Source organism: Staphylococcus sp. IVB6181, from assembly GCF_025561445.1.
GTDB classification, from domain to species: domain Bacteria; phylum Bacillota; class Bacilli; order Staphylococcales; family Staphylococcaceae; genus Staphylococcus; species Staphylococcus simulans_B.
This window is the reverse complement of the sequence record NZ_CP095096.1, coordinates 2670158-2694588: the sequence shown is the minus strand read 5'-3', so window position 1 is coordinate 2694588 and position 24431 is coordinate 2670158. Positions and strand designations below refer to the sequence as shown.

The following is a 24431-nucleotide window of genomic DNA, read 5'->3' as shown; positions in this document are numbered from 1 at the left end:
ACGTATCAACCATAAATGCATGGAACAATGTAAAATTTGTAAAGTCCCCCTAAATACATAGTAAATATATCTCATATATAAGGTAGGGTCAATGGCGGTTTTTCGCAGAGCCTGTTATAGCAGGGGAATATAATAAAAAACTCCAACCCGTACGGTCGGGTTGGAGTTTTGCATCTCTCGAAATTACATTCCGAATAGACGTGCGAAGAACCCTTTTTTCTCTTCTTTTTTATGCGGCGGTACTGAAGGCTCATGTTGATTATGCATAGCATCAATCGGTGTTTCCGGTTCAGATGTAGTTGTGTTAGGTGTGCTTTGCATTTCTGAATCAGATACTTTGTTTTCAGTCGCAGCTGATTGGTTGTCTGAAGCAGCAGAAGTACTGTCTGATTTAGTTTCAGCAGTTGTGCTTTTCGTTGATGTTTTATTGTCATCAGATGAAGCTGAAACGGCTGCACCTTTATAATCAGAAATCGGTGTTTCTGATGTTTGACCAGCAGTTTTCTCTTCTGATTTAGCTTCAGAAGTTGGTGATACTGATGGCTTTTCTTCTTTCTTAGTGTCAACTGTTGTTGAAGTAGCAGTTTGATCTGTTTTTGGCTGTTCAGCTTCTGCTTTTGGTGTTTCTGCTTTTGCAGGCGTTTCTTGTTTTGGTTGTGCTAATACTTTATCTGTATGGGATTTTACAGCTGCTGTATTATCTTCAACAGCTTTCGCTTGATCTTTTTGTGCAGTTTCAATGGCTTTTAATGTTTTTTCATGTTGATCAAGTTTATTTGTCATTTGCTGCTGCAGTGTTTGCAAATCTTTTTGCTGCTGGTGTACTTGAGAAATCATTTGGCCGAGCATTTGGCGTTCTTCTCGCATTTTAGTGATGTCGTTATGTAAGTCGCTTAATAATTTTGCGAAATTCTGATCACTTGGTAATTGTTCTTTATTTTCATCTTTAACAACGATTTGCAAGAAATCATTCTCTTTTTCTAATTCTTCGAAAGCAAGTTCATAACTGTTTGTCTTTTTAACCTTGTCCGCAATTTCTCTGAATAGCTCGATGTCTTCTTCTTGGAAGTCAGTTGCTTCACGACCACGGTATTCGGTTTTATTTAAGTGGTAGCCGCGTTCTTCTAAGTGTTGAACAATTTTACGCACTTGTTTTTCACTTAATTCGACGCGTTGGGCGAATTCTTTTGTTAGCATCTGATCTATATCCTTTCACTTTATGATTTTTAAGTCGGACGTTTGTCTTACGTCACACAAACGTCAGTCTAACCTCTATGTTAGTTTAACCTGATTACCGTATGATTTCAAGCGTTCTTAGGATTTTCTGAGATCCATTTGTTCTAAGAGAGGATATACAGTTTTGCGTGAAAGATGGTTTGCGAAGACATATTTTAAAATGTAGCAAGATTTGACACTTGTCGCATAAATGTCTTTAGTCAATGGAATACGCGTGTGCAAGAATAAGTTTAAAGCAATCGGCGGCTGGCCTTTTTCTAGTGCAGGACGTACATAGTCGATTTCCCTTTGTTGTTCGAAACCGTGCTCGTTTAAGAAACGATGACGCGAAACAAGCAAGTCTGCATCTTTTTCCTCTGAAGAATCTGGTACAGGTAAGGCTTCCATCATGAAGAAGTTCACATCGCGGTCATGTACACGGTTGGCAAGATTGTCCAATGCATCTTGTACTTTTTCTAATGTTTCAGCTAGATAACGCGCTCTATCAGGTGCATCGACAGCAACAAGGTAGATAATGAATGCCGCATTAGTAGTGGCTTCATAGTGTGCTGTGGCTAAACTGACAGGCTCACCCTGATCTAATCCTACTAAAAAGACATAATCATTTTGAGTGCGCTTATTTTCAAGAGATTGCTTGAATATATGATGTTTTTGATTTACATTGCCGAATTGGTAGTTGTCATAAATTTTTAAAGCAGCTTCGTATAACGGGTCAGATGTTTGTTTTACTAATTTAAATTCCATAAGTCGTCCCCTCCCATGTTTCTTTTGATTATAGCATACCGCTGTACTTCGCTTGTAGAATAAAAAAACGGCAGCAACTGCTGCCGATTAAAGAATCAGATACACATATTAAATTTCATACTCTTTGTCGTGTTTATCTTTATGTTCTTCATATTCTTCTTTGAATTCTTTACGACTGTACTTATGTTTGCCCGCAAGTACAACAATTTTACCATCAAGCAGTTCGCGTTTTAAAATTTGGCGTTCAGTTTCTGATAAATCATAATGCTGCAAGACAGCTTCCTCGCCATCTTCCCCTGTGAGGAGGCGGGCCACTCTGTCACTGAAAGTTCCGCTTGTAGATTGCACTTTCATATCTGTGCTATCTACGCTGTCGATGTGTAGTTTGTTTCTGCTGATTACTGAAATCTCGTCTTTTGTAAATCCTTCATCAAGTTTGTGTTTTAAAGTATCGAAAAGTTCATCTTTTGATGAAAGTACAACAATTTCTGGCATTTTAAAGCTCCCCCTCCGAAAATTCTGATTAATATAAAATAGAATACCCATTATCTCTTTATTGTAAACGTTTCCGTGTTCATTATACTATTTGTGATGCGGGGCATCAAATAAAATGTAAGAAAATTCAAACCATTAACAGAAAGATAACATTTTCTTTATTAAAATTATTGGATTTCTTAAGAATAAGATGAAATGAGTTTCGAATATTGAAAAGACGCTTGAAATCTGATATTATCATTAAATAATTTACCTAACTCATATAATCTAGAGAATTAGGCTTTAGAAGTTTCTACCATGTCGCCTTAACGACATGACTATGAGTCACTTATACAATACAACACAAATGGTGCTTTCGAAACAATACGGTTGAAAGTGTGCAGACACCATAATTTACAGGTAAGGACTATTGGGAGATGGGACCTGTACTTTATCCCTGCATATAGCGAGCGATTGTATTTTGAAACGCAGAGAACACTCTCAGCTTCTCAAATTATCAATGAATATGGTTGCTTTAGCATTCGGCTTCAAGGGGTTGAGCTGATGCGGATTATTAGAAGTATGCAGTCATAGCTGTTTTGGCCAAATAGGTTTTTTTGGCTTGCAGTTAAAGATGAACCTCCTGATAGCAAAGCAAACTTTATATTGATGATGTGTATTGCCTGTGCCACTCATAGATCCTGAAACTCGATTAGCAGTTTGGGATTTTTTTTATACACAAATTGAGGAGGTTTGCTAACGTGGAGGCGTTAAAACAAAAAGTTAAAGAAGATGGTGTGGTCATCGGAGAAAAGATTTTGAAAGTCGATGGGTTCTTGAATCATCAAATCGATGCAAAGTTAATGTATGACATTGGCGAAACATTTTACAAGCAGTTCGAAGATCAAGGGATTACTAAGATTTTAACTGTTGAAGCATCAGGTATTGCTCCTGCAATCATGGCAGCATATCGTTTCGGTGTGCCTTGTCTCTTTGCCAAAAAGGCGAAACCGAGTACCTTGAAAGATGGTTTCTATCAAACAGATATTCATTCATTTACAAAGAACAAAACGAATCGTGTGATTGTTTCGAAAGAGTTTTTGGATGAAAATGATCGTGTACTGATTATCGATGACTTCTTAGCTAACGGAGATGCTTCCCTAGGTTTAGACCGTTTGGTTCAACAAGCAGGCGCACAAACAGTTGGTGTCGGTATTGTTGTAGAGAAGAGCTTCCAACAAGGCCGCAAGAAGCTGGAAGAAGCAGGTTTGACCGTTTCTTCTTTATGCCAAGTTGCATCGCTTGCAGGCAATCAAGTGACTTTAGTGGGTGAAGCATAAACATGAAGAACTTCATTCTGAGTCTACAACATTTACTTGCAATGTATGCAGGTGCTATACTAGTTCCAATTATCGTCGGGACCAGCCTTAAATTTACACCTGAACAGATTGCATATCTGGTAACAGTCGACATCTTCATGTGTGGTGTCGCAACGTTTTTAGAAGCGAACCGAGTAACAGGGACTGGGTTGCCGATCGTATTAGGCTGTACCTTTACGGCAGTTGCACCGATGATATTAATAGGGCAGACAAAAGGGTTAGGCGTTTTATATGGTTCCTTGTTTGTTTCAGGAATCTTAGTAGTCTTAATCGCACCAGTCTTCTCCTATGTTGTTAAGTTCTTTCCACCTGTTGTAACAGGAAGCGTCGTAACCATTATCGGTATTAATTTAATGCCGGTTGCGATGAACTATGTTGCAGGAGGCCAAGGTTCTAAAAACTATGGAGATATGAAGAATATCATCTTAGGGTTTTCAACTCTGGTCATCATTTTGATTTTACAACGCTTTACACACGGCTTCTTAAAGTCTATCGCAATTTTAATCGGGTTGATTGCAGGGACTTTATTAGCCAGCGCATTCGGTGTAGTAGATATTAAACAAGTCGGAACAGCACATTGGTTTGAATTTCCAAAACCGTTTCGCTTCTCTGGATTCAGTTTTGATATCGGTGCTATTTTAGTCTTCTTTATTGTAGCCCTTGTCAGCTTGATTGAATCCACAGGTGTTTACACAGCGCTGAGCAAGATAACTGGAAGACGATTGACGCGTACAGATTACCGCAAAGGTTACACTGCGGAAGGTCTTGCGATTGTCATCGGTTCTATCTTTAATGCTTTTCCATACACTGCTTATTCGCAAAATGTCGGTTTGGTTTCATTATCAGGCGTGAAAAAGAATAATGTCATCTATGGAATGGTTATACTTCTTTTGATTTGCGGTTGTATTCCGAAACTCGGCGCATTAGCCAACGTCATTCCTTTACCAGTGCTCGGCGGTGCGATGATCGCAATGTTCGGGATGGTAATGGCATACGGCGTAAGTATTTTAGGAAGTATTGATTTTAAAAATCAGAATAATCTTTTGATTATTGCTGTAGCTGTCGGATTAGGGACAGGCATCAGTGCTGTTCCGCAAGCATTTAAAGCAATGGGCGAACAATTCGCCTGGTTAACTCAAAATGGAATTGTACTGGGTGCAATTTCAGCAATTGTACTTAATTTCTTTTTTAACGGCTTAAAGTATCAACAAAACGAAGAAAATGTGAAATAATGTAATTAAAACAAATAATGGAGGCTGTATTCAATGTGGGAAAATAAATTTGCTAAAGAATCTTTGACGTTCGATGATGTACTCTTAGTTCCAGCGGAGTCTGATGTATTACCTAAGGAAGTAGACTTAAGTGTTGAATTATCAGACAGAATCAAGTTAAATATTCCAGTTATTTCAGCAGGTATGGACACTGTAACTGAGTCAAAAATGGCAATTGCTATGGCAAGACAAGGCGGTCTTGGTGTGGTTCATAAAAATATGAACATCGAAGATCAAGCTGATGAAGTACAAAAAGTTAAACGTTCTGAAAACGGCGTTATCTCTAATCCGTTTTACTTAACTCCAGAAGAAAAAGTTTATGAAGCTGAAGCTTTAATGGGTAAATACCGTATCTCTGGTGTACCGATCGTAGACAATAAAGAAGACCGTAACCTCGTTGGTATTCTCACAAATCGTGACTTGCGTTTTATTGAAGATTTTTCAATTAAAATTTCTGATGTCATGACAAAAGAAGACTTAATTACAGCTCCAGTCGGCACTACTTTAGATGAAGCGGAAAAAATCTTGCAAAAACACAAAATCGAAAAATTACCATTAACAGAAAACGGAAAATTAGAAGGACTTATTACAATCAAAGATATTGAAAAAGTTCATGAATATCCAAACGCAGCAAAAGATGCGCAAGGCCGTTTATTATGTGCAGCAGCTATCGGTATCTCTAAAGATACAGATATTCGTGCAGAAAAATTAGTTGAAGCGGGTGTAGATGCATTAGTTATCGACACTGCACACGGACACTCTAAAGGTGTTATCGACCAAGTAAAACACATTAAGAAAAACTATCCAGACGTAACTGTTATCGCAGGCAACGTTGCGACAGGAGAAGCTACAAAAGCATTATTCGAAGCAGGCGCTGATGTTGTAAAAGTAGGTATCGGACCAGGTTCTATCTGTACAACACGTATCGTTGCAGGTGTAGGTGTACCTCAAATCACTGCAGTATACGATTGTGCAACTGAAGCACGCAAACATGGTAAAGCTATCATTGCTGACGGCGGAATCAAATACTCAGGCGATGTTGTAAAAGCATTAGCAGCTGGCGGACATGCAGTAATGTTAGGAAGCTTGCTTGCAGGTACTGAAGAAAGCCCAGGAGAAACTGAAATCTTCCAAGGCAGACAATACAAAACATACCGCGGTATGGGTTCATTAGGTGCTATGGAAAGCGGATCAAATGACCGTTACTTCCAAGAAGATAAAACACCTAAAAAATATGTGCCGGAAGGTATTGAAGGCCGTATCGCTTACAAAGGTTTATTACAAGACAACATCTATCAATTGATGGGCGGCGTGAGAAGCGGTATGGGTTACACTGGTTCTCATAACTTAAAAGAATTACGTGAAGAAGCAATGTTCACACGTATGGGCCCTGCAGGTTTAGCAGAAAGCCACCCGCACAATATCCAAATCACTAAAGAATCACCAAACTACTCAAGATAAAAGGAGAAACTGATTTATGGAAATGGCGAAAGAACAAGAGTTAATTCTTGTATTAGATTTTGGCAGCCAATACAACCAACTCATTACACGTCGTATTCGTGAAATGGGTGTGTACAGTGAGTTGCACGACCATGAAATTTCAATTGAAGAGATTAAAAAGATGAATCCTAAAGGTATCATCTTATCTGGCGGACCTAACTCAGTTTATGAAGAAGGTTCTTACACAATCGATCCTGAAATTTACAATTTAGGTGTACCCGTACTTGGTATTTGCTACGGTATGCAATTAACGACTAAATTATTAGGCGGTAAAGTTGAGCGTGCGAACGAAAGAGAATACGGTAAAGCAACGATTCATGCAAAATCAGATGAAATCTTCTTTGGTTTACCGGAAGAACAAACAGTATGGATGAGCCACTCAGATAAAGTGATCGAAATTCCAGAAGGCTTTGTTTCAATCGCAGACAGCCCAAGCACACCTTATGCAGCAATCGAAGATAAAGAACGTCGTATTTACGGCGTTCAATTCCACCCAGAAGTACGTCACACTGAATACGGCAACGACATCTTACGCAACTTTGTACGCCGTGTGTGCGACTGTACAGGTGAATGGACAATGGAAAACTTCATTGACGTTGAAATTGAAAAAATCCGTGAAAAAGTAGGCGACCGCAAAGTTTTATGTGCAATGAGCGGCGGTGTAGATTCATCAGTAGTCGCAGTCTTATTGCATAAAGCAATCGGCGACCAGCTTACATGTATCTTTGTAGACCATGGTTTGCTTCGTAAAGGCGAAGGCGACATGGTTATGGAACAATTCGGCGAAGGCTTCAACATGAACATCATTCGTGTGAATGCCAAAGACCGTTTCATGGATAAATTAAAAGGTGTTTCAGATCCTGAACAAAAACGTAAAATCATCGGTAATGAATTCGTTTATGTTTTCGACGATGAAGCTTCTAAATTAAAAGGTGTAGACTTCCTTGCACAAGGTACGCTATACACTGACGTTATTGAATCAGGTACAAAAACAGCACAAACAATTAAATCTCACCACAACGTAGGCGGATTGCCTGAAGACATGCAATTTGAATTAATTGAACCTATCAATACATTATTCAAAGATGAAGTACGTGCTTTAGGTATCGAATTAGGTATCCCTGAACATTTAGTTTGGAGACAACCATTCCCAGGTCCAGGACTTAGTATCCGTGTATTAGGTGAAATTACTGAAGAGAAATTAGAAATTGTCCGCGAATCAGACGCTATCTTAAGAGAAGTGATTCGTGAAGAAGGATTAGAACGTGAAATCTGGCAATACTTTACAGTTCTTCCAGGTATGCGCTCAGTAGGTGTAATGGGAGACTACCGTACTTACGATTACACAATCGGTATTCGTGCCGTAACGTCTATCGACGGTATGACAAGCGACTTTGCGCGTATTGACTGGGAAGTCTTGCAAAAGATTTCAAGTCGTATCGTAAACGAAGTCGATCATGTCAACAGAGTTGTCTATGATGTGACTTCTAAGCCGCCAAGCACTATAGAATGGGAATAACCAGTCTATAAATATATGAAACGAAAACCCTTTAGCCGCAATGGTTAGAGGGTTTTTTAGACACTTAATCGTGACATTGAACAATGAGAGATGACTCTCAAAAGTGAAGTGTTAATGTAAGTAACAAATATGAAGTGCATGATAAACATTGAGCCTGATAACTATTCGCAGTAGTTACCGGGCTCTTTTAAGTATGTCAGCTAAGTCTAGGCTTACTATTCACGATGGTTTAATTAATATGAAAATAGCATGTTGTTACCCTTGCTAAAATAGGCGCATTTAAAGCTATTGAATGCATATATTCGGAGTTAATAAAACAATAATCCTATGACGATACCTATTAAAACAATCGACCAAGAAGGGAGTTTGAAATAGGTGAGCAGAACGAAAAGAATACTTGCCAATGTAAAATCTAAAGGTTGTTTAACAGCAGATGTCCAAATCGGCTGATAGAATGCGGCGATTAAGATACCTACGACACCAGCACTGATGCCCTTTAAAAACCCTTCTGCATAAATATTCGATTTAAGACAATCCCAAAATGGTAAGACACCGAATAAAAGTAAAAAGGCAGGTAAAAATATTGCGAAGGTTGCGAGAAGTCCGCCGCCGATACCGCCGATTGATGTACCGATGTACGATGCAAAGGTAAATAAAGGTCCTGGGACTGCTTGAGAAGCCGCATAACCTGTGATGAAATCATTAGAAGAAATGAGACCTTGCGGTACAAATTCTTTTTCTAATAAAGGCAATACTACATGACCGCCGCCGAATACAAGAGAACCAGAACGGTAGAAACTATCGAACATTCTTATCCATATGTTTTGTGTAGCTGCACTCAAGACAGGCAGCACAACCAGCAAGCCAGCAAATAAAGAAAGAGAAATAACGCTGACTCTCTTAGGTAAATAAAAGACTTTTGAGTCATGTTTTGAGACAGAAGCGGGCTTAAGAAATACAATACCGTAAATGCCTGTTATCAAAAGTGCAATAACTTGTATATAAATATTGTTGATTAATAATGTAAGCGCCAATACAAACATCGCCAGCATAATCGTTGTTTTTGTATTGGTTAATTTTTTGCCCATACCGAGTATTGCTTGTGCAACAATCGCCACTGCGACTAACTTTAAACCTTGCATCCATGTAAAGTGGGCATTGCCATTCACAAAGAGTGCTGAAAACAGCATTAATAGAATTACAGAAGGCATTGTAAAACCGAGAAAGGCTAATATACCCCCTAAGACACCGCCTCTGATCGTTCCGATACCTATACCGACTTGGCTGCTTGCAGGTCCAGGCAAGAACTGGCACAACGCAACTAAATCAGAGTATTCTTTTTCATTCAGCCATTTGCGCTTCTTTACATATTCATCATAAAAGTAGCCTAAATGTGCAGTCGGACCCCCAAAGGATAAGACACCGAGTTTTAAGGCAACCATAAAAATATTTACATAATTATACATATTATTCTCCTTATTCATCATAGGCTCAACTTATAATTTTTGACACGTTATGCTCTATTATATTGATGAAATGTTAAGGTTTGTGCATGAAAGATGTAAAGAATATTAAATTTTCGCATGTTATGGACATGCCTGGCTGGCTTAATTTTCGATTTGTTGAAGATGTGATGTATGGATTTTGAAAACGTGACATTTCAGTGAAAGAAATATTAACTATAATTAACAAATTATAATTTATTATTAATTTTTAAGTTGAGAATTTTAGATATAATTAAATCGAAAAGGCACAACAAAAGAAAAAGAGGAGTGATGCATCATGAATTGGAAACAAATAGCTGCGACATTAATTCCAGCATCAGCTTTAATTTTAGGTACATTCATGCCTACTGAGGCTCTCGCAGCAGATATTAAACAAGATGAGATCGGTAAAGACGGCAAAATTGTTAAACGTACACAAGTCGGCGGTGATTTTGACGGAGGATTCACGCAACTGGTTCATTTTGACTTTATCGATGATCCGAAATACGACAAAGATGCTTTAGTTGTCCGTACCAAAGGGAATATTGCTTCCCAATTAGAATACGGAAAGTATCGTAAAAGTTTTTTGTTCTATAGCCAGATGAGATATCCTGGAGAATTTGGTGTACGTGTCGATGTGAAGGACAATCCGAAAACAGAGATATTAGATTATCTGCCGAAGAACAATATTGAAAGCGTCAATGTGACCGAGACATTCGGTTATAACATCGGCGGTTCTATTTCCAGCAATCAATCTGGAAATATCAATGGCGGTCAAAACTATAGTAAAACAATCAACTATAAACAAACCAATTACCGAACACTGTTAAATGGAAATACGAGCAATCAAGGTGTAGGTTGGAATGTTGTTGCGAACAGTTTGTTTTATAACGGTCATATGAATGCACGCGGGGATATGAATTTATTCCATAATGATGGCGAAGAACGTGATGAAAAGCGTCCATCGACATTCTTTGCGGGGAAATCAACGTTGCCTTCGCTGGTGAGAAGCGGATTTAATCCAGATTTCTTAACTTATTTATCGAACGATAAAGAGAACGAAAAAACACAAATCACAGTGACATATTCACGTAAGAATGATGAAATTGATGCGGCGTATTACAACGATAATTTTGATAAGTATCCGCAAATGAACCTTTATCATCAAAATATTTCAGGAAACACTTATAAAGTAACCTATGAAATTGATTGGAAAAAGAAAAAAGTGAAGATGATTAACCAAGAATCAGAACAGATAGGGCAAGCACCTTTAGAGAAAGACGGTGAATAGGATGGGAAAGCAAGCATTTAAAGTTTTAACATTAAGTACATTGTTAACGGCTTCTATATTGTCTCAGACGCAAACTGCCAAGGCTGATGGGCATATCCAAGCAGTGATAAAAGATGAAGGTCAGCAAAAAGTGGCATCAGACTCAATGATTTATAAACGTACAGCAACTGCAAGCGACACGCAAAAGCATATTACACAAAGTCTCCAGTTTAATTTCATTAAAGATGAAAGTTATGATAAAGAAACAGTAGTGCTGAAAACAGCGGGTAATATTGCGAGCGGTGCACATATATTAGATCCTTATGCGGTATATACGAGTACAAAACGCTGGCCGGGCGAATATAAAGTATCTGTAACGTTGCCGAAAACAGATTCTACAGCCATTATTGATTATGCGCCGCGCAACAGTGATGAGTCGCGAGAAGTGACAGAGACAATCGGTTTGAATATCGGAGGCGGTCTCAATCTGAAGGGTGGCGGCGGTGACGCTAATTTGAATGGGAAGTATACATTTAATGAATCCGTAAAATATAAGCAAGATGCTTATCGTACCTTCCTAGAACAACCCACTTCTCCAAAAGATATCGCTTGGGGTGTAGAAGCCTATAATATTAATGTGAATGGATATGGACCTTATAACAGAGAAAAATACAATGATATACAAAGTTCATATGGCAATGAGCTGTTTTTGAAAAACAGAACCAGCCGTGCAAATGCAGGGAAGAACTTTGTGGATTCTAACCAATTGCCGTCATTGATCGCAAGTTCATTCAACCCTGAATTTTTGACCGTCTTTTCTCATGATTATGATGATAAAGATAAATCTAGAATTAAAGTAAAATACGAAAGAAATATGGATGACTATTTAATCAAGTGGAAAACATTTTACTGGTCTGGTTATAACAAAAAGAATACAGCTAAAGAAGCTATGACAGCGACTTATGAAATTGATTGGGAAACACACAGTGTGAAATTCATTAAAGCAGAATAATAAGCAATATAGCGCAGGACTTACCTCAGCAGCAGTTTTTGGGAGTCCTGCTTTCTGATTGAGATGACAAAAACAGAATGGTGATAGTTTGGCTGATTGCACCATCAAAAATACATGATTTGTATTCATATACTCTATAATATTTAAAATATTTCAGAGGTTTTACTTAAAACTAAGTATTGATTTAAAACTGTTTGAAAATTCATACTATAAAGAAAACAAAATTTGCGTTTATAGGATAAAAGGGATAAGCTTGAATGAATACAGTATATAAAGGGGCTGTGGAAAATAGATATATTAATCGGTACGGGCTTATTATTGCTCATTTTAGTCTTTTTTACTTTGTTTACGTATTACGCGCCGGATGGGCGCGCAGTCATGGGGGCTTTAGCAACAGCGGCAATTGCGACTTTCTTAGTAGAAGCACTTCAAGGTTATGTGTTGGGGGACATTCTTAACGTTGAATTCTTGAAAGAAACTGGAAAGTTAGCAGGCACATTGAGTGGGGTCATTGTTGCATTCTTAGTTGCATTATCTAGAAAGATCAATGCGCAAAATTCAGCATTATTAGCAGTATCTTTTGCGGAAATCGGGTTGATTCCTGCACTATTTGCTGCGTATTTAATGTCATTTGTAATTCGCTTTATTCAAAAGAAAATTACAAATGGCATGGATTTTATTATTGTAGTAATTGTTTGTATTCCGATCGCACGATTATTAGGTGTAGGCTTTACACCATTGGTTGACGGTTCATTGCTGAAAATCGGGGGCATTATTGATGCAGCAATGAATACAAGTCCATTACTTATGGGATTAATCCTTGGCGGTATTGTAACGGTAGTAGGAACATCGCCATTAAGCTCAATGGCACTGACAGCTATGTTAGGTCTGACAGGCGCACCAATGGCTGTTGCAGCATTAACAGCTTTTGCGTCAAGTTTCATGAATACAACGTTGCTGCACCGCTTGAAAATCGGTAATTTAAAATCAGTGATCTCAATTGCGATTGAACCATTATCAAAAGCGGATTTGGTTTCTTCGAATCCAGTTCCGATTTATGTAACGAACTTTATCGGCGGAGGGTTGGCCGGAATGGTCATTGCTTACTCAGGGCTTATCAACAATGCACCGGGTACGGCAGCTCCGACACCAGGTATACTCGTTATGTTTGGGTTCAACCCCGCACTTGAAGTATTGAAGTACGCTGCAATCGCAGCGGTCATCTGTTTGATTGTCGGATTTGTGATGGCTTATTTATTTAGAAATTATCCGATCAGAAACAGTGAAGTTTTAGGATATGAATCCGAAATCCTTAAAAAATCAAAAACAAAATAATGTTGAATATTACAGCATCGTAGCGAAATTAGTTTGCTATGGTGCTGTATTTTTATTTCTCTTCAAAAGAGACCATAAACGGATGTTGCGTGTCGTCTAAGCAGAGATTGATACGTGTTTTGAAATTACCCCATGTGACTTGCTGCATGACTTGTTCATACGAAAAGAAACCGACTTCCAAGCTTTCTTCGCTGGTCGTAAGGCTGCCGCTGACATACTCTGCGCAAAATAAATGATTCACAATGGAATGATTGGTATTTTGAAACGCACCGCAGTATTTCGTAATTTCAACGTTGACGCCGGCTTCTTCTTTAACTTCACGTATTGCAGCGTCTGTAATAGTTTCGCCGTTTTCTACTTGACCTCCAGGCATTTCCCAACCTCGTCTCGGACTTTTAATTAATAAAATTTCATTTTTGTCATTGGTTACTAAACACGATGCTGAAAGTATATGCAAAGGGGGCATAGGTAAACTCCTTTTTTTCTTATTTTAAAGCGATGTGAATTTTTTGTTTGAATTAGGCTAGAAGATAATTAAGTAATATTTACTCGTTCAGTTATGGAGCTTAACATAGCAGCGCAGACAAAGCGATAATTTCTAAAGATTGGAAACGATAGAGTAAGTAACAATCAATTGATATATTCGATAAAAATGTGTAAAAAAAGAATTTTAGGAAATAATGTGTTAAAGTATAGCAAATACAAAGACACAACCCTAGGAGGAACAGTTTTGCCAAAAAAATTATCAATAATCGTTCCTGTCTATAATAAAACATTATATTTAGCACAGTGTATTCAATCTATTGATGAGCTTGAGCTCAACCATTCAGAAATAGAGGCGATTTTCATAGACGACGCATCAACAGATGATTCGCTGTCGCAACTGCAGCAATATGAAGTTACGCGCGATTATATGCGTGTAATTGCATTAGAAGAAAATACAGGCAGCCCTGCACAACCTAGAAATGTGGGTATAGATGCGGCCGAAGGCAGCTATGTTACATTTTTAGATGCAGATGATTGGCTGGATGCAAAAGGCTTTCCAAAATTATTGGAACAAGCCATTGCGAATGACGCAGATATCGCATTCGGACAAGCTCTGAAACATAAAGATCGTTCAATCAGCAAGATTGCGCGTTTTGCATCCTATCAAAAGGCAGAAGACTTAGTTCCTTATGAAATAGATAAAATATTTCGTGCCGTAGGCCCTCCGGGCAAAATCATTAAGAAAAGTGTAATAACTGACAACAATATTCAGTTTGAGCATATGAAGTATGGAGAAGATAAGCTTTTCTTTACAGAAGTCATTGCATTGGCACAACAGGCAGTGATGAATGATGTCACGGTCTATCATGTGAATCGATATGATGCCAATCAATCGCTGGTGACTGAGACAGATGTTTTTGAAAAAACAGATCTGAATTTAAAAGTGTTAAAAGCAGTATTGGATTTAGACATCCCTGAGACTGCGCGCAAACATGTCATCAGCAGAATCGTTGAATTAGATTATTTATCACGCTTATTCATCAACCGCCGCTTTTTAAACAGTGCGCATCAACCGCACTTTTATCAAGCTTTCGAAACACTTGTGGGAGTATTAAAAGAAAAAGGTCATGACATTACAGATTATTTAACTGAAGAAAAATATGAAAAAGTATGTTACTGCTTATTAGAAGGAACATCTGAACAAGTGAATGTACTTATCTCATCATTAGTCGAAGGTGCACGTGCACCGCATTATGTTTATAACGGACAAGTGTATTTTGACTTGCCAGACAACGTGCAAGCATACAAGCCGTTGGCAGAGCCGATGTATGCTGTATACGGGGGTACACATTGTGTTGATGATACTTTCTATGAAGTGATCAACGTTTACAAAGCACCAGCGACACAAGTCAATGCAGTGCAGTTAGTCAAAATAAGAGATGAGTCTGTCGTAACAGAAACAACATTTGAAATAAACGGCAATCAGCTTTTCGTGCCATCGACTGCACTCGAAACTGATTATGACTTCGATATTCAATTGATTTATGACGGCTATAAGCCTTGCAAGGTTCAAATGACATTGCCGAGTGCTGCGACAGCACCGCCGATGCATCGTCAAAGCTTTAAAACAGAATTTGTCTTTCGAGATACAAAAGCAGATAAGACAAAAACAAAACCTGTTGATACGGCTAAGTATTACACTGAAATTCCAAAACTAGTTTATGCGATTAAAAAATTCAAAGTCTATCAAGATACAGAATTTAAAAACGAAGCAGCGCGTTCTATAGAAGTCGGTGAACTAGTGTCAGTATCAGATATTCAATATTCGCATAAAGGCACACCGCGGTTAGTCTTAGAAGACGGCAATATTATTACTGCGAATAAGAACTTTGTAACAACAACAGATGAAACTGATTCAGAACAATATTTCATAACATGCCCGTCAGCTGTAAAAGTAATTAAAAATTGCAAGGGTTATGAAGACCGCAATTTTAAAAGTGAGACGGGTGACGCAATTAAAAAAGGTACAACAAAATCGATTGAAAAAATTGTTTTTTCTGCAAAAGGCACACCGCGATTGAAAACAGCAGATGGTATTTACATGACTGCGAATCGTGATTTTGTACAAGCAATTGATTAAGGAGCTGGTTTTTTATACCAACTCCTTTTTTTATTGGAACGTGAAGCTTAAAGACGATAACCCTCTTCATGACAAGCTTTAAAGTAATTTAGCAGAAAAGAGAAAGGAAGGCTTAATTGATAAAAATAAGATTTTCTTCGTCCGTATTATTAATTTTGTAAATTATTTATAGATGTTGTTGACAGGGAGAAAAGAAAGCGGTATGATTCAATACATAATTATTTTCTGACAATTCGAACATCGTATCAATTTGAATTGTATGGCACAACATCTATATAATATGAGGGGAGAGTATTTTATTGACTTCTAAAATTACTTATACAAACTTCGCCTCAGATCCTTTTGAATCATTGGATGTTACTGATGAAACAAAAGGTGCGTATCATGTTTTGAAATGGGCATATGATACTTACGGAGATGAAATTGTATATGCTTGCAGTTTCGGGGCAGAGGGCATTGTCTTGATTAACTTAATTTCGCAAGTAAAACCAGACGCTCGTATCGTCTTTTTAGATACAGGTCTCCATTTTGAAGAAACTTATGATTTAATCGACCGCGTGAAAGCGAAATATCCTGATTTAAACATTATAATGAAAAAACCTGACTTAACAGTGGATGAACAAGCACAAAAATACGGCGGCAACCTTTGGCGAAGAGATCCGAACCAATGCTGCTATATTCGCAAAGTCAAACCGCTTGAAGAAGTACTTACAGGTCAAACGGCTTGGGTATCTGGACTCAGAAGAGAACAATCACCGACAAGACGCAATACGAATTTTATTAATAAAGATGATCGTTTTGAATCTATCAAAGTTTGTCCTTTAATTCACTGGACTTGGGATGATGTTTGGGATTACATTAAATCCAATGATTTACCTTATAACACACTGCATGATCAAAATTATCCGAGTATCGGATGTGCACCTTGTACATCACCTGTTTTTGAAGGCGGAGATTCTAGAGAAGGCAGATGGCAAAACAACATGAAAACCGAATGCGGACTGCATGTTGGACGTAAATCATAATAGGACTTGAAATTTTTTGAACCGAATCCTTAGTAAACGCATTGGAATTAAAATCTTGTTGTTAAAACAATAATCATATTCCGCAACATATATTTTTTTGATTATAATTCCTACTAAAAAACTAAGGATATCAACCATAATATGGGGGGGAGACACTTGAATTTATCAGCAACAAATAGTCCGTTCAACGATGAACAGGCACAACTTATTAATCAAGCGTTATCAACATTATCAAATGACCAAAAGCTTTGGCTTAGCGGTTACTTAACAGCGAACATGCAAGGCGGAACAGCAGAAGCACCCGCACCTCAAGCTGCAGGCGCAGTTCAGCAAAGCGGTGCAGTTGCAGCGCCGCAAGTTGTAGAACCAAGAAAAATTACTATTCTGTTCGGTTCTGAATCTGGTAACGCTCAATGGGTAGCGGAATTGCTTGAAAGTAAATTAAAAGAGAATGACTTTGATGCAACATTGAGTGAGATGGACCAATATAAAACAAAAGAATTGAAAAATGTTGAAGATTTATTGATAGTGACTTCAACACATGGCGAAGGCGATCCGCCGGACAATGCACTTTCATTCTATGAGTTCTTATATGGTCGAAAAGCCCCTAAATTAGACGGTGCACGCTTCTCAGTCTTAGCATTAGGCGACCAATCTTACGAATTCTTCTGTCAAACAGGTAAAGATTTCGATGCACGCTTAGAAGAACTAGGCGCTGAACGTATCTTGCCTCGTGTCGATTGCGACATTGATTTCGAAGGGCTTGCGAATGAATGGATTGATAACATTATTAACGAACTTGGCGATCAAGAAGTGAAACAAGTCGTGCAAGATGCCGAAGAAACACCGGTACAAGATGTATCAGCACCTATCTATTCAAGAACAAATCCTTATGAAGCAGAAGTATTAGAAAATATTAACCTTACAGGACGCGGTTCTAATAAAGAAATCCGTCACCTTGAATTATCATTAGAAGGTTATGGTGATGAATACGCACCAGGCGATTCTATTAATATCTTGCCGGAAAATGATCCGGAATTAGTCGATGAACTCATCGATATGCAAGATTGGGTTGCTGAAAAAGATGTTGTTATTAATACACAAGGCGACAAATTGCCTTTAGGCGAAGCTTTAACGTCTTACTTTGAAATTACAAAATTAACAAAACCGCTGATTGAAGCAGCAGCGCAAATCTTTGATAACGAAGATTTACTAGATAAAGCTTCAGACAGCGAATGGGTAAAAGAATATATTTATGGTCGCGACTTATTAGACCTGTTAGATGACTTCCCGACTGAATCTTTACAACCTGACCAATTACATCAGTTCTTAAGAAAAATCCCAGCGAGAAGCTATTCGATTTCCAGCAGTAATAAAGCAAATGAAGATGAAGTGCATATCACAGTATGTGCAGTGCGTTATGAATCACATAATCGCGACCGTTCAGGCGTTTGCAGCGTGCAGTTGGCTGAACGTGTTGAACAAGGCGACAAATTAAAAGTGTACTTGAAGAAAAACCCTAACTTCAAATTCCCATTTGATGAAAACACACCAGTGATCATGATTGGTCCAGGTACAGGTGTTGCGCCGTTCCGCGGTGTACTTCAAGAACGTGAAGAATTAGATTTAACAGGCAATACATGGTTATTCTTCGGTAATCAGCACTTTAATACAGACTTCCTTTACCAAACTGAAATTCAAGATTGGTTGAAGAACGGTGTGTTAGAAAAAGTAGATTTAGCCTTTTCACGAGATCAAGAAGAAAAACGTTATGTTCAACATTTAATTGATGAAAAAAGTTCAGAATTCTACGAGTGGTTAAGAAATGGTGCAGCGATTTATGTCTGCGGCGATGAAAAACATATGGCTAAAGATGTACATCAAGCAATTATCCATGTCCTTGAAAAAGAAGGCGGCTTAACTGAAGAAGAATCGGAAGAGTACTTAGCAGAATTGAAAAAAGAAAAACGCTATCAACGTGACGTTTACTAATTTTTGAGGAGGCAAATTATGGCTAAGAATGACAATGATTTATATAAAGGCTTAGATGATTTAGAACGCAATAAAGGCGAAAGCAACTATTTGCGCGGTACAATTGTCGAAGGCTTGAATGACCCTGTTACAGGTGCAATTGCGGATGATGATACAAAATTATTAAAATTCCACGGCAGCTATATGCAAGATGACCGTGACTTGCGCCAAGAACGACGCAAACAAAAATTAGAACCCCTCTACGCATTCATGATTCGAGTGCGTATTCCTGGGGGACGTGTAACACCAGAACAATGGTTGAAATTAGATAAATTAGCAGATGATTTCGCGGGTGAACAAATCCGTCTAACAACACGTCAAACATTGCAATATCACGGAATTTTCAAACGTAATCTTAAAAAATCTATGCAAGCTATTAATGCGGCAGTATTAGATTCTATCGCAGCTTGCGGTGACGTTAACCGTAACGTCATGTGCAACCCAAATCCTTATCAATCTGATTTGTATGGTGAAATTAATGAGTATGCTTCAGAAATCAGTAATCACCTTTTACCGAAAACAACGGCTTACCATGAAATCTGGTTAGATGGCGAGAAAGTAATCGATTCTAAAAAAGAAGATCATGAACCGATGTACGGTAAAACGTATTTACCGCGTAAATTCAAAATCGGTATTGCATTACCGCCGTCTAATGATATCGATGTCTACTCTCAAGATATTGGTTTAATCGGTATCGTTGAAAACGATGAATTAACTGGCTTTACAGTGACTATCGGAGGCGGAATGGGAAGCAAGAATGACGACTTAAGAACGCATCCGCAAGTCGGTAAAGTATTAGGTTATATTCCTAAAGAAAAAGCTGCAGAAGTTTGTGAAAAAATCTTAACGATTCAACGCGACTTCGGCGATCGTGCTGATCGTCAGCAAGCACGTTTCAAATACACTGTTGAACGTAAAGGTGTAGATTGGATTCGCGAAGAGCTTAATAATCGTTTAGGCTGGGAAATCGAAGATGCGAAACCTTTCGAATTCGACAGCAACGGCGACCGCTTAGGCTGGGTTGAAGGTTCAGGAAAATATCATTATACGTTATTTATCCAAAACGGACGTATTAAAGATACTGAAGACTTCAAATTAAAAACAGCTATCAAAAAAATCGCTCAAGTGCATAAAGGCGAAATCCGTATGACACCGAACCAAAACTTGATATTTGCGAACGTTGATAAAGCAGATAAACCAAAAATCGATGCATTAATCGAAGAATACGGCTTAACAGATGGCAAAAACTACAGCGGTTTGCGCCGCAACTCAATGGCATGTGTAGCATTCCCTACATGCGGTTTGGCAATGGCTGAATCTGAACGTTATTTACCATCACTTGTCAGCAAAATCGAAGATATCTTAGATGAATTCGGTTTAAGCGAAGAAGAAATCACAATCCGTATGACAGGCTGCCCGAATGGATGTGCGCGTCCAGCATTAGCTGAGATTGCCTTCATCGGTAAAGCACCTGGCAAATACAACTTCTACTTAGGCGGAAGCTTCATCGGTGAAAGATTGAATAAATTATACAAAGAAAATATTGGAGAAGAAGAAATTTTAGAAAGTCTTCGTCCGATTTTAGAACAGTTCAGCAAAGAACGTGAAGAAGGCGAACATTTCGGAGACTTTGTCGTACGAAAAGGTATTGTAGATAAAGTGACAGATGGACGCGACTTCAGATAATGACATTTAACTTGCGGGAGAAAGTGCTGTACGTTTTGTCGTACACACTTTCAATCGCAATCATTATAAACAAATGAGGTGATCGAATGGGAAAAGTATATATAGTGGGCGCAGGCCCGGGTGATCCGGATTTAATCACAGTCAAGGGTGTTAAAGCGATAGAAAGCGCAACTGTGATTTTATATGATCGCCTCGTTAATAAAGCGTTATTAGCATATGCGAAGCCGAATACAAGGTTGGTTTATTGCGGGAAAGACCCAAGCGGTTTATCTATTCCGCAAGAAGAAATCAATGCATTGCTTGTCAGTTTCGCGAACAAAGGACATACTGTCGCAAGATTAAAAGGCGGAGACCCTTTCTTGTTCGGCAGAGGCGGGGAAGAAGCGGAAGTATTGGCAGAACAATATATTCCGTTTGAAATCGTACCCGGTATTACATCTGGAATTGCAGCACCTGCGTATGCAGGTATTCCTGTAACACATCGTGATTACAGTTCATCCGTTGCATTTGTGACGGGTGTCAATAAAGCTAAAACATTAAAAGAAGATTACTGGAAACATTTAGCATTAGGACCTGAAACACTATGTATTTACATGGGTGTCAGCAGATTGCCTGAGATCAGCCGATTATTAATCCGTCACGGCAGACCGAAAGCTACACCGGCGGCATTGGTATATCAAGGTACAAGCGGTGTTCAGCAAACTGCAGTCGGAACACTTGAGAATATCGCAGAAGTCGCAAAAGACTTTAAAAATCCGTCGATGATTGTAGTAGGCGAAGTCGTGCAGATGCATGACAAAATCAGCTGGTTCCAAACGATGACAGAAAAAGCAGCAGCGCAACAATAAAATCCGCACGGGTATTCGTATTATACTTTGTGAAATTTCTTAACTTTAATTCCTTGTAAACACATAAGAATAATAACGAAACTCTGCTTTTAAATAAAATTAATTTGAAAATTGTAAAAATTGATTAAGGTCAACAAGAGGTTAAGCTTACTTTTTATTTGGAAACCTCTTGAATTATCATGATTAAACCTAAAAAGGTATTTGATTATTGATAGAAAGGAGCAAAGACAATGAAAAAACTATTAATTATTGCCCTTGTAGGGTTTTTTGCACAATTGGTTGATGGTTCCCTCGGTATGGGCTTCGGCGTAACATCTTCATCGATTTTGTTATCGCTTGGTTTAGCACCAGCTATTGTATCAGCGACAATCCACTTCTCTGAAATTGCGACAACAGCAGCATCAGGTGTCTCTCACATGTCGTTTTCAAACGCAGACAAACGTTTAATTTTAAAATTAGCGGTGCCCGGATCGATGGCGGCTTTCATTGGAGCCGCGGTAGTCAGCCATTTGCATGCAGGTATTGTAAAACCTGTCGTTGCTTTGTTCCTGATTACAATCGGTATTTATATTTTAGTGCAATTTGCTTTTAAACGCAGACAAGTTAAGAAGCTGACTAAAGGGTCAGAGTTGAGTAATAAATTTATGTTCCCGCTTGGGTTTACAGCGGGTTTCTTAACAGCAATCGGCGGAGGCGGCTGGGGTCCTGTGAATACATCAGCGTTGCTTGCACGTCGTGATATTAACGTCAGACATGTCATCGGAAGTGTTTCAATCAGCGAGTTCTTCGTAACGATTGCTGCATCCATCAGTTTCTTAATCTTTTTGCCGTTACACCTTATTAACTGGGGATTGGTATTGGCATTAAGTGTGGGCGGCGTTGCAGCTGCACCTTTTGCGGCATGGTTAGTAAAAGTTATCCCGGTTAATGTGTTAGGTATTTTCGTCGGCGGTTTGATTATCTTTACGAACAGCAACACTTTAATGAAAGCATTCCATGTTCCTGGTGAAGTTTCAGGAGTGGTAAGAATCGGTGTTATCGCCGCATGGTTAGTTTTATTGTTTGTTATTTTGCGCAAAGAAGGCAGATTACCCAATTTTTTTCAGAAAAAAGAACCAAATAAAGTAGGAAGAGTTAAACAATAAGAGGAGATGAGTCAATTGGCAACAGCAACACAAATTTTAGAATATACGAGTACACCGCATGGCGGTAAATTGATCAACCGACAACTTGAAGGTGCAGAACGAGATGCTTTAATTGAAGCAGCAGCATCATTTAAAAAATTAACTTTAAATGCTTGGAGTTTATCGGACTTAGAATTAATCGCAATCGGCGGATTCAGTCCTTTAACAGGTTTTATGGGAGAAGCGGACTATAAGAATGTTGTTGATAATTTACATTTAGAAGATGGAACATTATGGAGTATTCCGATTACATTGCCAGTAAGCGAAACAGAAGCAGAACAATATGAAATCGGTGATCAAATCGCATTATACGGCGAAGATGAAAAGTTATATGGTGTTTTAACTTTAGAAGAAAAGTATACGTATGACAAAGAAAAAGAAGCACAAAATGTATACGGTACGACAGAAGAAGCCCATCCAGGTGTGAAAAAAGTCTATGAAAAAGGCAATGTTTACTTAGCAGGTCCGATTCAACTTGTGAACCGAGCAGATCACAGCGAATTCGAAGAATTCGAATTAGATCCTATCGAAGTTCGTCAAATGTTCCATGATTTAGGATGGAAAACAGTGGTAGGTTTCCAAACACGCAACCCTGTTCACCGTGCACACGAATATATCCAAAAATCAGCTTTAGAAACAGTCGACGGATTATTATTAAATCCATTAGTAGGTGAAACTAAAGCAGATGATATCCCTGCAGATGTACGTATGGAAAGCTATCAAGTTATCTTGAAAAACTACTTCCCTAAAGATCGCGCACGCTTAGCAATCTATCCAGCAGCGATGCGTTATGCAGGTCCTAGAGAAGCTATCTTGCATGCAATTGTGCGCTTGAACTACGGTTGTACACACTTCATCGTAGGTCGTGACCATGCAGGTGTTGGCGACTACTACGGCACATATGAAGCACAAGAGTTAATTTCAAAATACCAACATGAGTTGGGTATTCATATTCTAAAATTTGAGCATGCGTTCTATTGCACAAAATGTGGTAATATGGCGACAGCGAAAACTTGCCCGCATGATGCGAAATATCATGTGCACTTAAGCGGTACAAAAGTACGTGAGAAATTACGTAACGGCGAACCATTACCAGAAGAATTCTCTCGTCCAGAGGTGGCAGAAGTTTTAATTCGCGGATTACGCAGACATAGAGAACAAAACGAGGAGGCGTAAGCATGACAAAGTCGCAAAATATTACATGGCATGATTCAGAAGTAACGAAGGCAGAACGCCAAGCACAAAACAATCATAAGAGTGTTGTGCTGTGGTTTACAGGACTTTCTGGGTCAGGGAAATCAACAATCAGTGTTGCGCTCGAAAAAGCGTTGTTTGAACGCGGTGTGCGTTCATATCGTTTAGATGGTGATAATATCCGTCACGGTTTGAACAATAATTTAGGATTCAGTCCTGAAGACCGAAAAGAAAACATCCGACGCATCGGTGAAGTCAGCAAACTATTAGCGGATGCGGGCTTAATTACTTTAACAGCGTTCATTTCACCTTATCGTGAAGACCGCGATCGTGTACGTGAAATCTTAGACGATGGCGAATTTATTGAAGTCTACGCTAAAGCAAGTGTTGCGGCATGCGAAGAACGCGACCCGAAACAACTGTACAAAAAAGCACGTGCAGGAGAAATCAAGAATTTCACAGGCATTGATGCACCGTATGAAGCACCGGAAAATGCGGAAATTGTAGTGGATACAGAAACAACTTCTGTAGAAGATGCAGTTGCACAAATCATTCAATATTTAGAAGACAAACAAATCATTTAAATTTTTATCCATCTGGCAAAGCAGTTGTC

Annotated in this window: 20 protein-coding genes and 1 riboswitch; of the genes, 15 read left to right on the top strand and 5 right to left on the bottom strand. The window is 38.6% G+C overall.

Features of this window, described 5'->3' with window-relative positions:
• Positions 1–183 precede the first annotated feature (183 nt).
• From MUA90_RS13275 to MUA90_RS13265, 3 genes are all read right to left on the bottom strand, one after another.
• Entirely contained in the window at positions 184–1197 is a 1014-nt protein-coding gene (locus tag MUA90_RS13275; RefSeq protein ID WP_262587422.1) for a hypothetical protein, read from the bottom strand.
• 117 nt (positions 1198–1314) lie between these two features.
• Entirely contained in the window at positions 1315–1980 is a 666-nt protein-coding gene (locus MUA90_RS13270) for a hypothetical protein (protein ID WP_105994463.1), read from the bottom strand.
• A 108-nt stretch (positions 1981–2088) separates the two neighbouring features.
• Complete coding sequence (locus tag MUA90_RS13265) at positions 2089–2475, bottom strand: general stress protein (RefSeq protein ID WP_262587420.1); 387 nt, start codon at positions 2473–2475, stop codon at positions 2089–2091.
• Positions 2476–2713: 238 nt separating this feature from the next.
• Positions 2714–2815: riboswitch (purine riboswitch) on the top strand.
• A gap of 400 nt (positions 2816–3215) precedes the next feature.
• On the opposite strand from MUA90_RS13265, the gene xpt reads away from it, so the two are divergent.
• Genes xpt through guaA form a run of 4 tightly spaced genes read left to right on the top strand, consistent with a single transcriptional unit; the run spans position 3216 to position 8123 of the window.
• Positions 3216–3794: a xanthine phosphoribosyltransferase gene (gene xpt, locus MUA90_RS13260; RefSeq protein ID WP_105994465.1), complete on the top strand. Its 579-nt coding sequence runs from the start codon at positions 3216–3218 to the stop codon at positions 3792–3794.
• Positions 3795–3796: 2 nt separating this feature from the next.
• Positions 3797–5065: a xanthine permease PbuX gene (pbuX, locus tag MUA90_RS13255; RefSeq protein WP_262587418.1), complete on the top strand. Its 1269-nt coding sequence runs from the start codon at positions 3797–3799 to the stop codon at positions 5063–5065.
• A 33-nt stretch (positions 5066–5098) separates the two neighbouring features.
• Positions 5099–6565 (top strand): IMP dehydrogenase, encoded by a 1467-nt coding sequence (gene guaB / locus MUA90_RS13250; protein WP_114604082.1) that lies wholly within the window; start codon positions 5099–5101, stop codon positions 6563–6565.
• 16 nt (positions 6566–6581) lie between these two features.
• Complete coding sequence (gene guaA, locus MUA90_RS13245) at positions 6582–8123, top strand: glutamine-hydrolyzing GMP synthase (RefSeq protein ID WP_262587416.1); 1542 nt, start codon at positions 6582–6584, stop codon at positions 8121–8123.
• Between the two features lie 308 nt (positions 8124–8431).
• On the opposite strand, the gene chrA is transcribed toward guaA, so the two are convergent.
• Positions 8432–9589, bottom strand: a complete 1158-nt coding sequence (gene chrA / locus MUA90_RS13240) for a chromate efflux transporter (protein ID WP_262587414.1) — start codon at positions 9587–9589, stop codon at positions 8432–8434.
• 316 nt (positions 9590–9905) lie between these two features.
• On the opposite strand from chrA, the gene MUA90_RS13235 reads away from it, so the two are divergent.
• From MUA90_RS13235 to MUA90_RS13225, 3 genes are all read left to right on the top strand, one after another.
• Complete coding sequence (locus tag MUA90_RS13235; protein WP_262587411.1) at positions 9906–10898, top strand: leukocidin family pore-forming toxin; 993 nt, start codon at positions 9906–9908, stop codon at positions 10896–10898.
• A 1-nt stretch (position 10899) separates the two neighbouring features.
• Positions 10900–11889 (top strand): beta-channel forming cytolysin, encoded by a 990-nt coding sequence (locus MUA90_RS13230; protein WP_262587409.1) that lies wholly within the window; start codon positions 10900–10902, stop codon positions 11887–11889.
• Between the two features lie 288 nt (positions 11890–12177).
• Positions 12178–13224: a PTS sugar transporter subunit IIC gene (locus tag MUA90_RS13225; RefSeq protein WP_114604077.1), complete on the top strand. Its 1047-nt coding sequence runs from the start codon at positions 12178–12180 to the stop codon at positions 13222–13224.
• A gap of 52 nt (positions 13225–13276) precedes the next feature.
• Here MUA90_RS13225 and MUA90_RS13220 read toward each other — a convergent pair whose 3' ends face one another.
• Positions 13277–13690, bottom strand: a complete 414-nt coding sequence (locus MUA90_RS13220) for an NUDIX hydrolase (RefSeq protein WP_114604076.1) — start codon at positions 13688–13690, stop codon at positions 13277–13279.
• A gap of 264 nt (positions 13691–13954) precedes the next feature.
• On the opposite strand from MUA90_RS13220, the gene MUA90_RS13215 reads away from it, so the two are divergent.
• From MUA90_RS13215 to cysC, 8 genes are all read left to right on the top strand, one after another.
• A complete protein-coding gene (locus MUA90_RS13215) occupies positions 13955–15850 on the top strand; it encodes a DUF5776 domain-containing protein (RefSeq protein WP_262587406.1) in 1896 nt (631 codons plus the stop codon).
• A gap of 299 nt (positions 15851–16149) precedes the next feature.
• Entirely contained in the window at positions 16150–16875 is a 726-nt protein-coding gene (locus tag MUA90_RS13210) for a phosphoadenylyl-sulfate reductase (protein ID WP_114604074.1), read from the top strand.
• Positions 16876–17031: 156 nt separating this feature from the next.
• Complete coding sequence (locus MUA90_RS13205; protein ID WP_262587403.1) at positions 17032–18867, top strand: assimilatory sulfite reductase (NADPH) flavoprotein subunit; 1836 nt, start codon at positions 17032–17034, stop codon at positions 18865–18867.
• Between the two features lie 18 nt (positions 18868–18885).
• A complete protein-coding gene (locus MUA90_RS13200) occupies positions 18886–20592 on the top strand; it encodes an NADPH-dependent assimilatory sulfite reductase hemoprotein subunit (protein ID WP_262587402.1) in 1707 nt (568 codons plus the stop codon).
• Between the two features lie 86 nt (positions 20593–20678).
• Positions 20679–21440: a uroporphyrinogen-III C-methyltransferase gene (gene cobA / locus MUA90_RS13195; RefSeq protein WP_262587401.1), complete on the top strand. Its 762-nt coding sequence runs from the start codon at positions 20679–20681 to the stop codon at positions 21438–21440.
• Positions 21441–21670: 230 nt separating this feature from the next.
• Positions 21671–22585, top strand: coding sequence for a sulfite exporter TauE/SafE family protein (locus tag MUA90_RS13190; protein ID WP_105994479.1), 915 nt, complete (start codon positions 21671–21673; stop codon positions 22583–22585).
• 15 nt (positions 22586–22600) lie between these two features.
• Entirely contained in the window at positions 22601–23800 is a 1200-nt protein-coding gene (gene sat, locus MUA90_RS13185) for a sulfate adenylyltransferase (RefSeq protein ID WP_262587398.1), read from the top strand.
• Positions 23801–23802: 2 nt separating this feature from the next.
• On the top strand, positions 23803–24402 hold the full coding sequence (gene cysC / locus MUA90_RS13180) for an adenylyl-sulfate kinase (RefSeq protein ID WP_105994481.1): 600 nt from the start codon (positions 23803–23805) through the stop codon (positions 24400–24402).
• Positions 24403–24431: the final 29 nt, after the last annotated feature.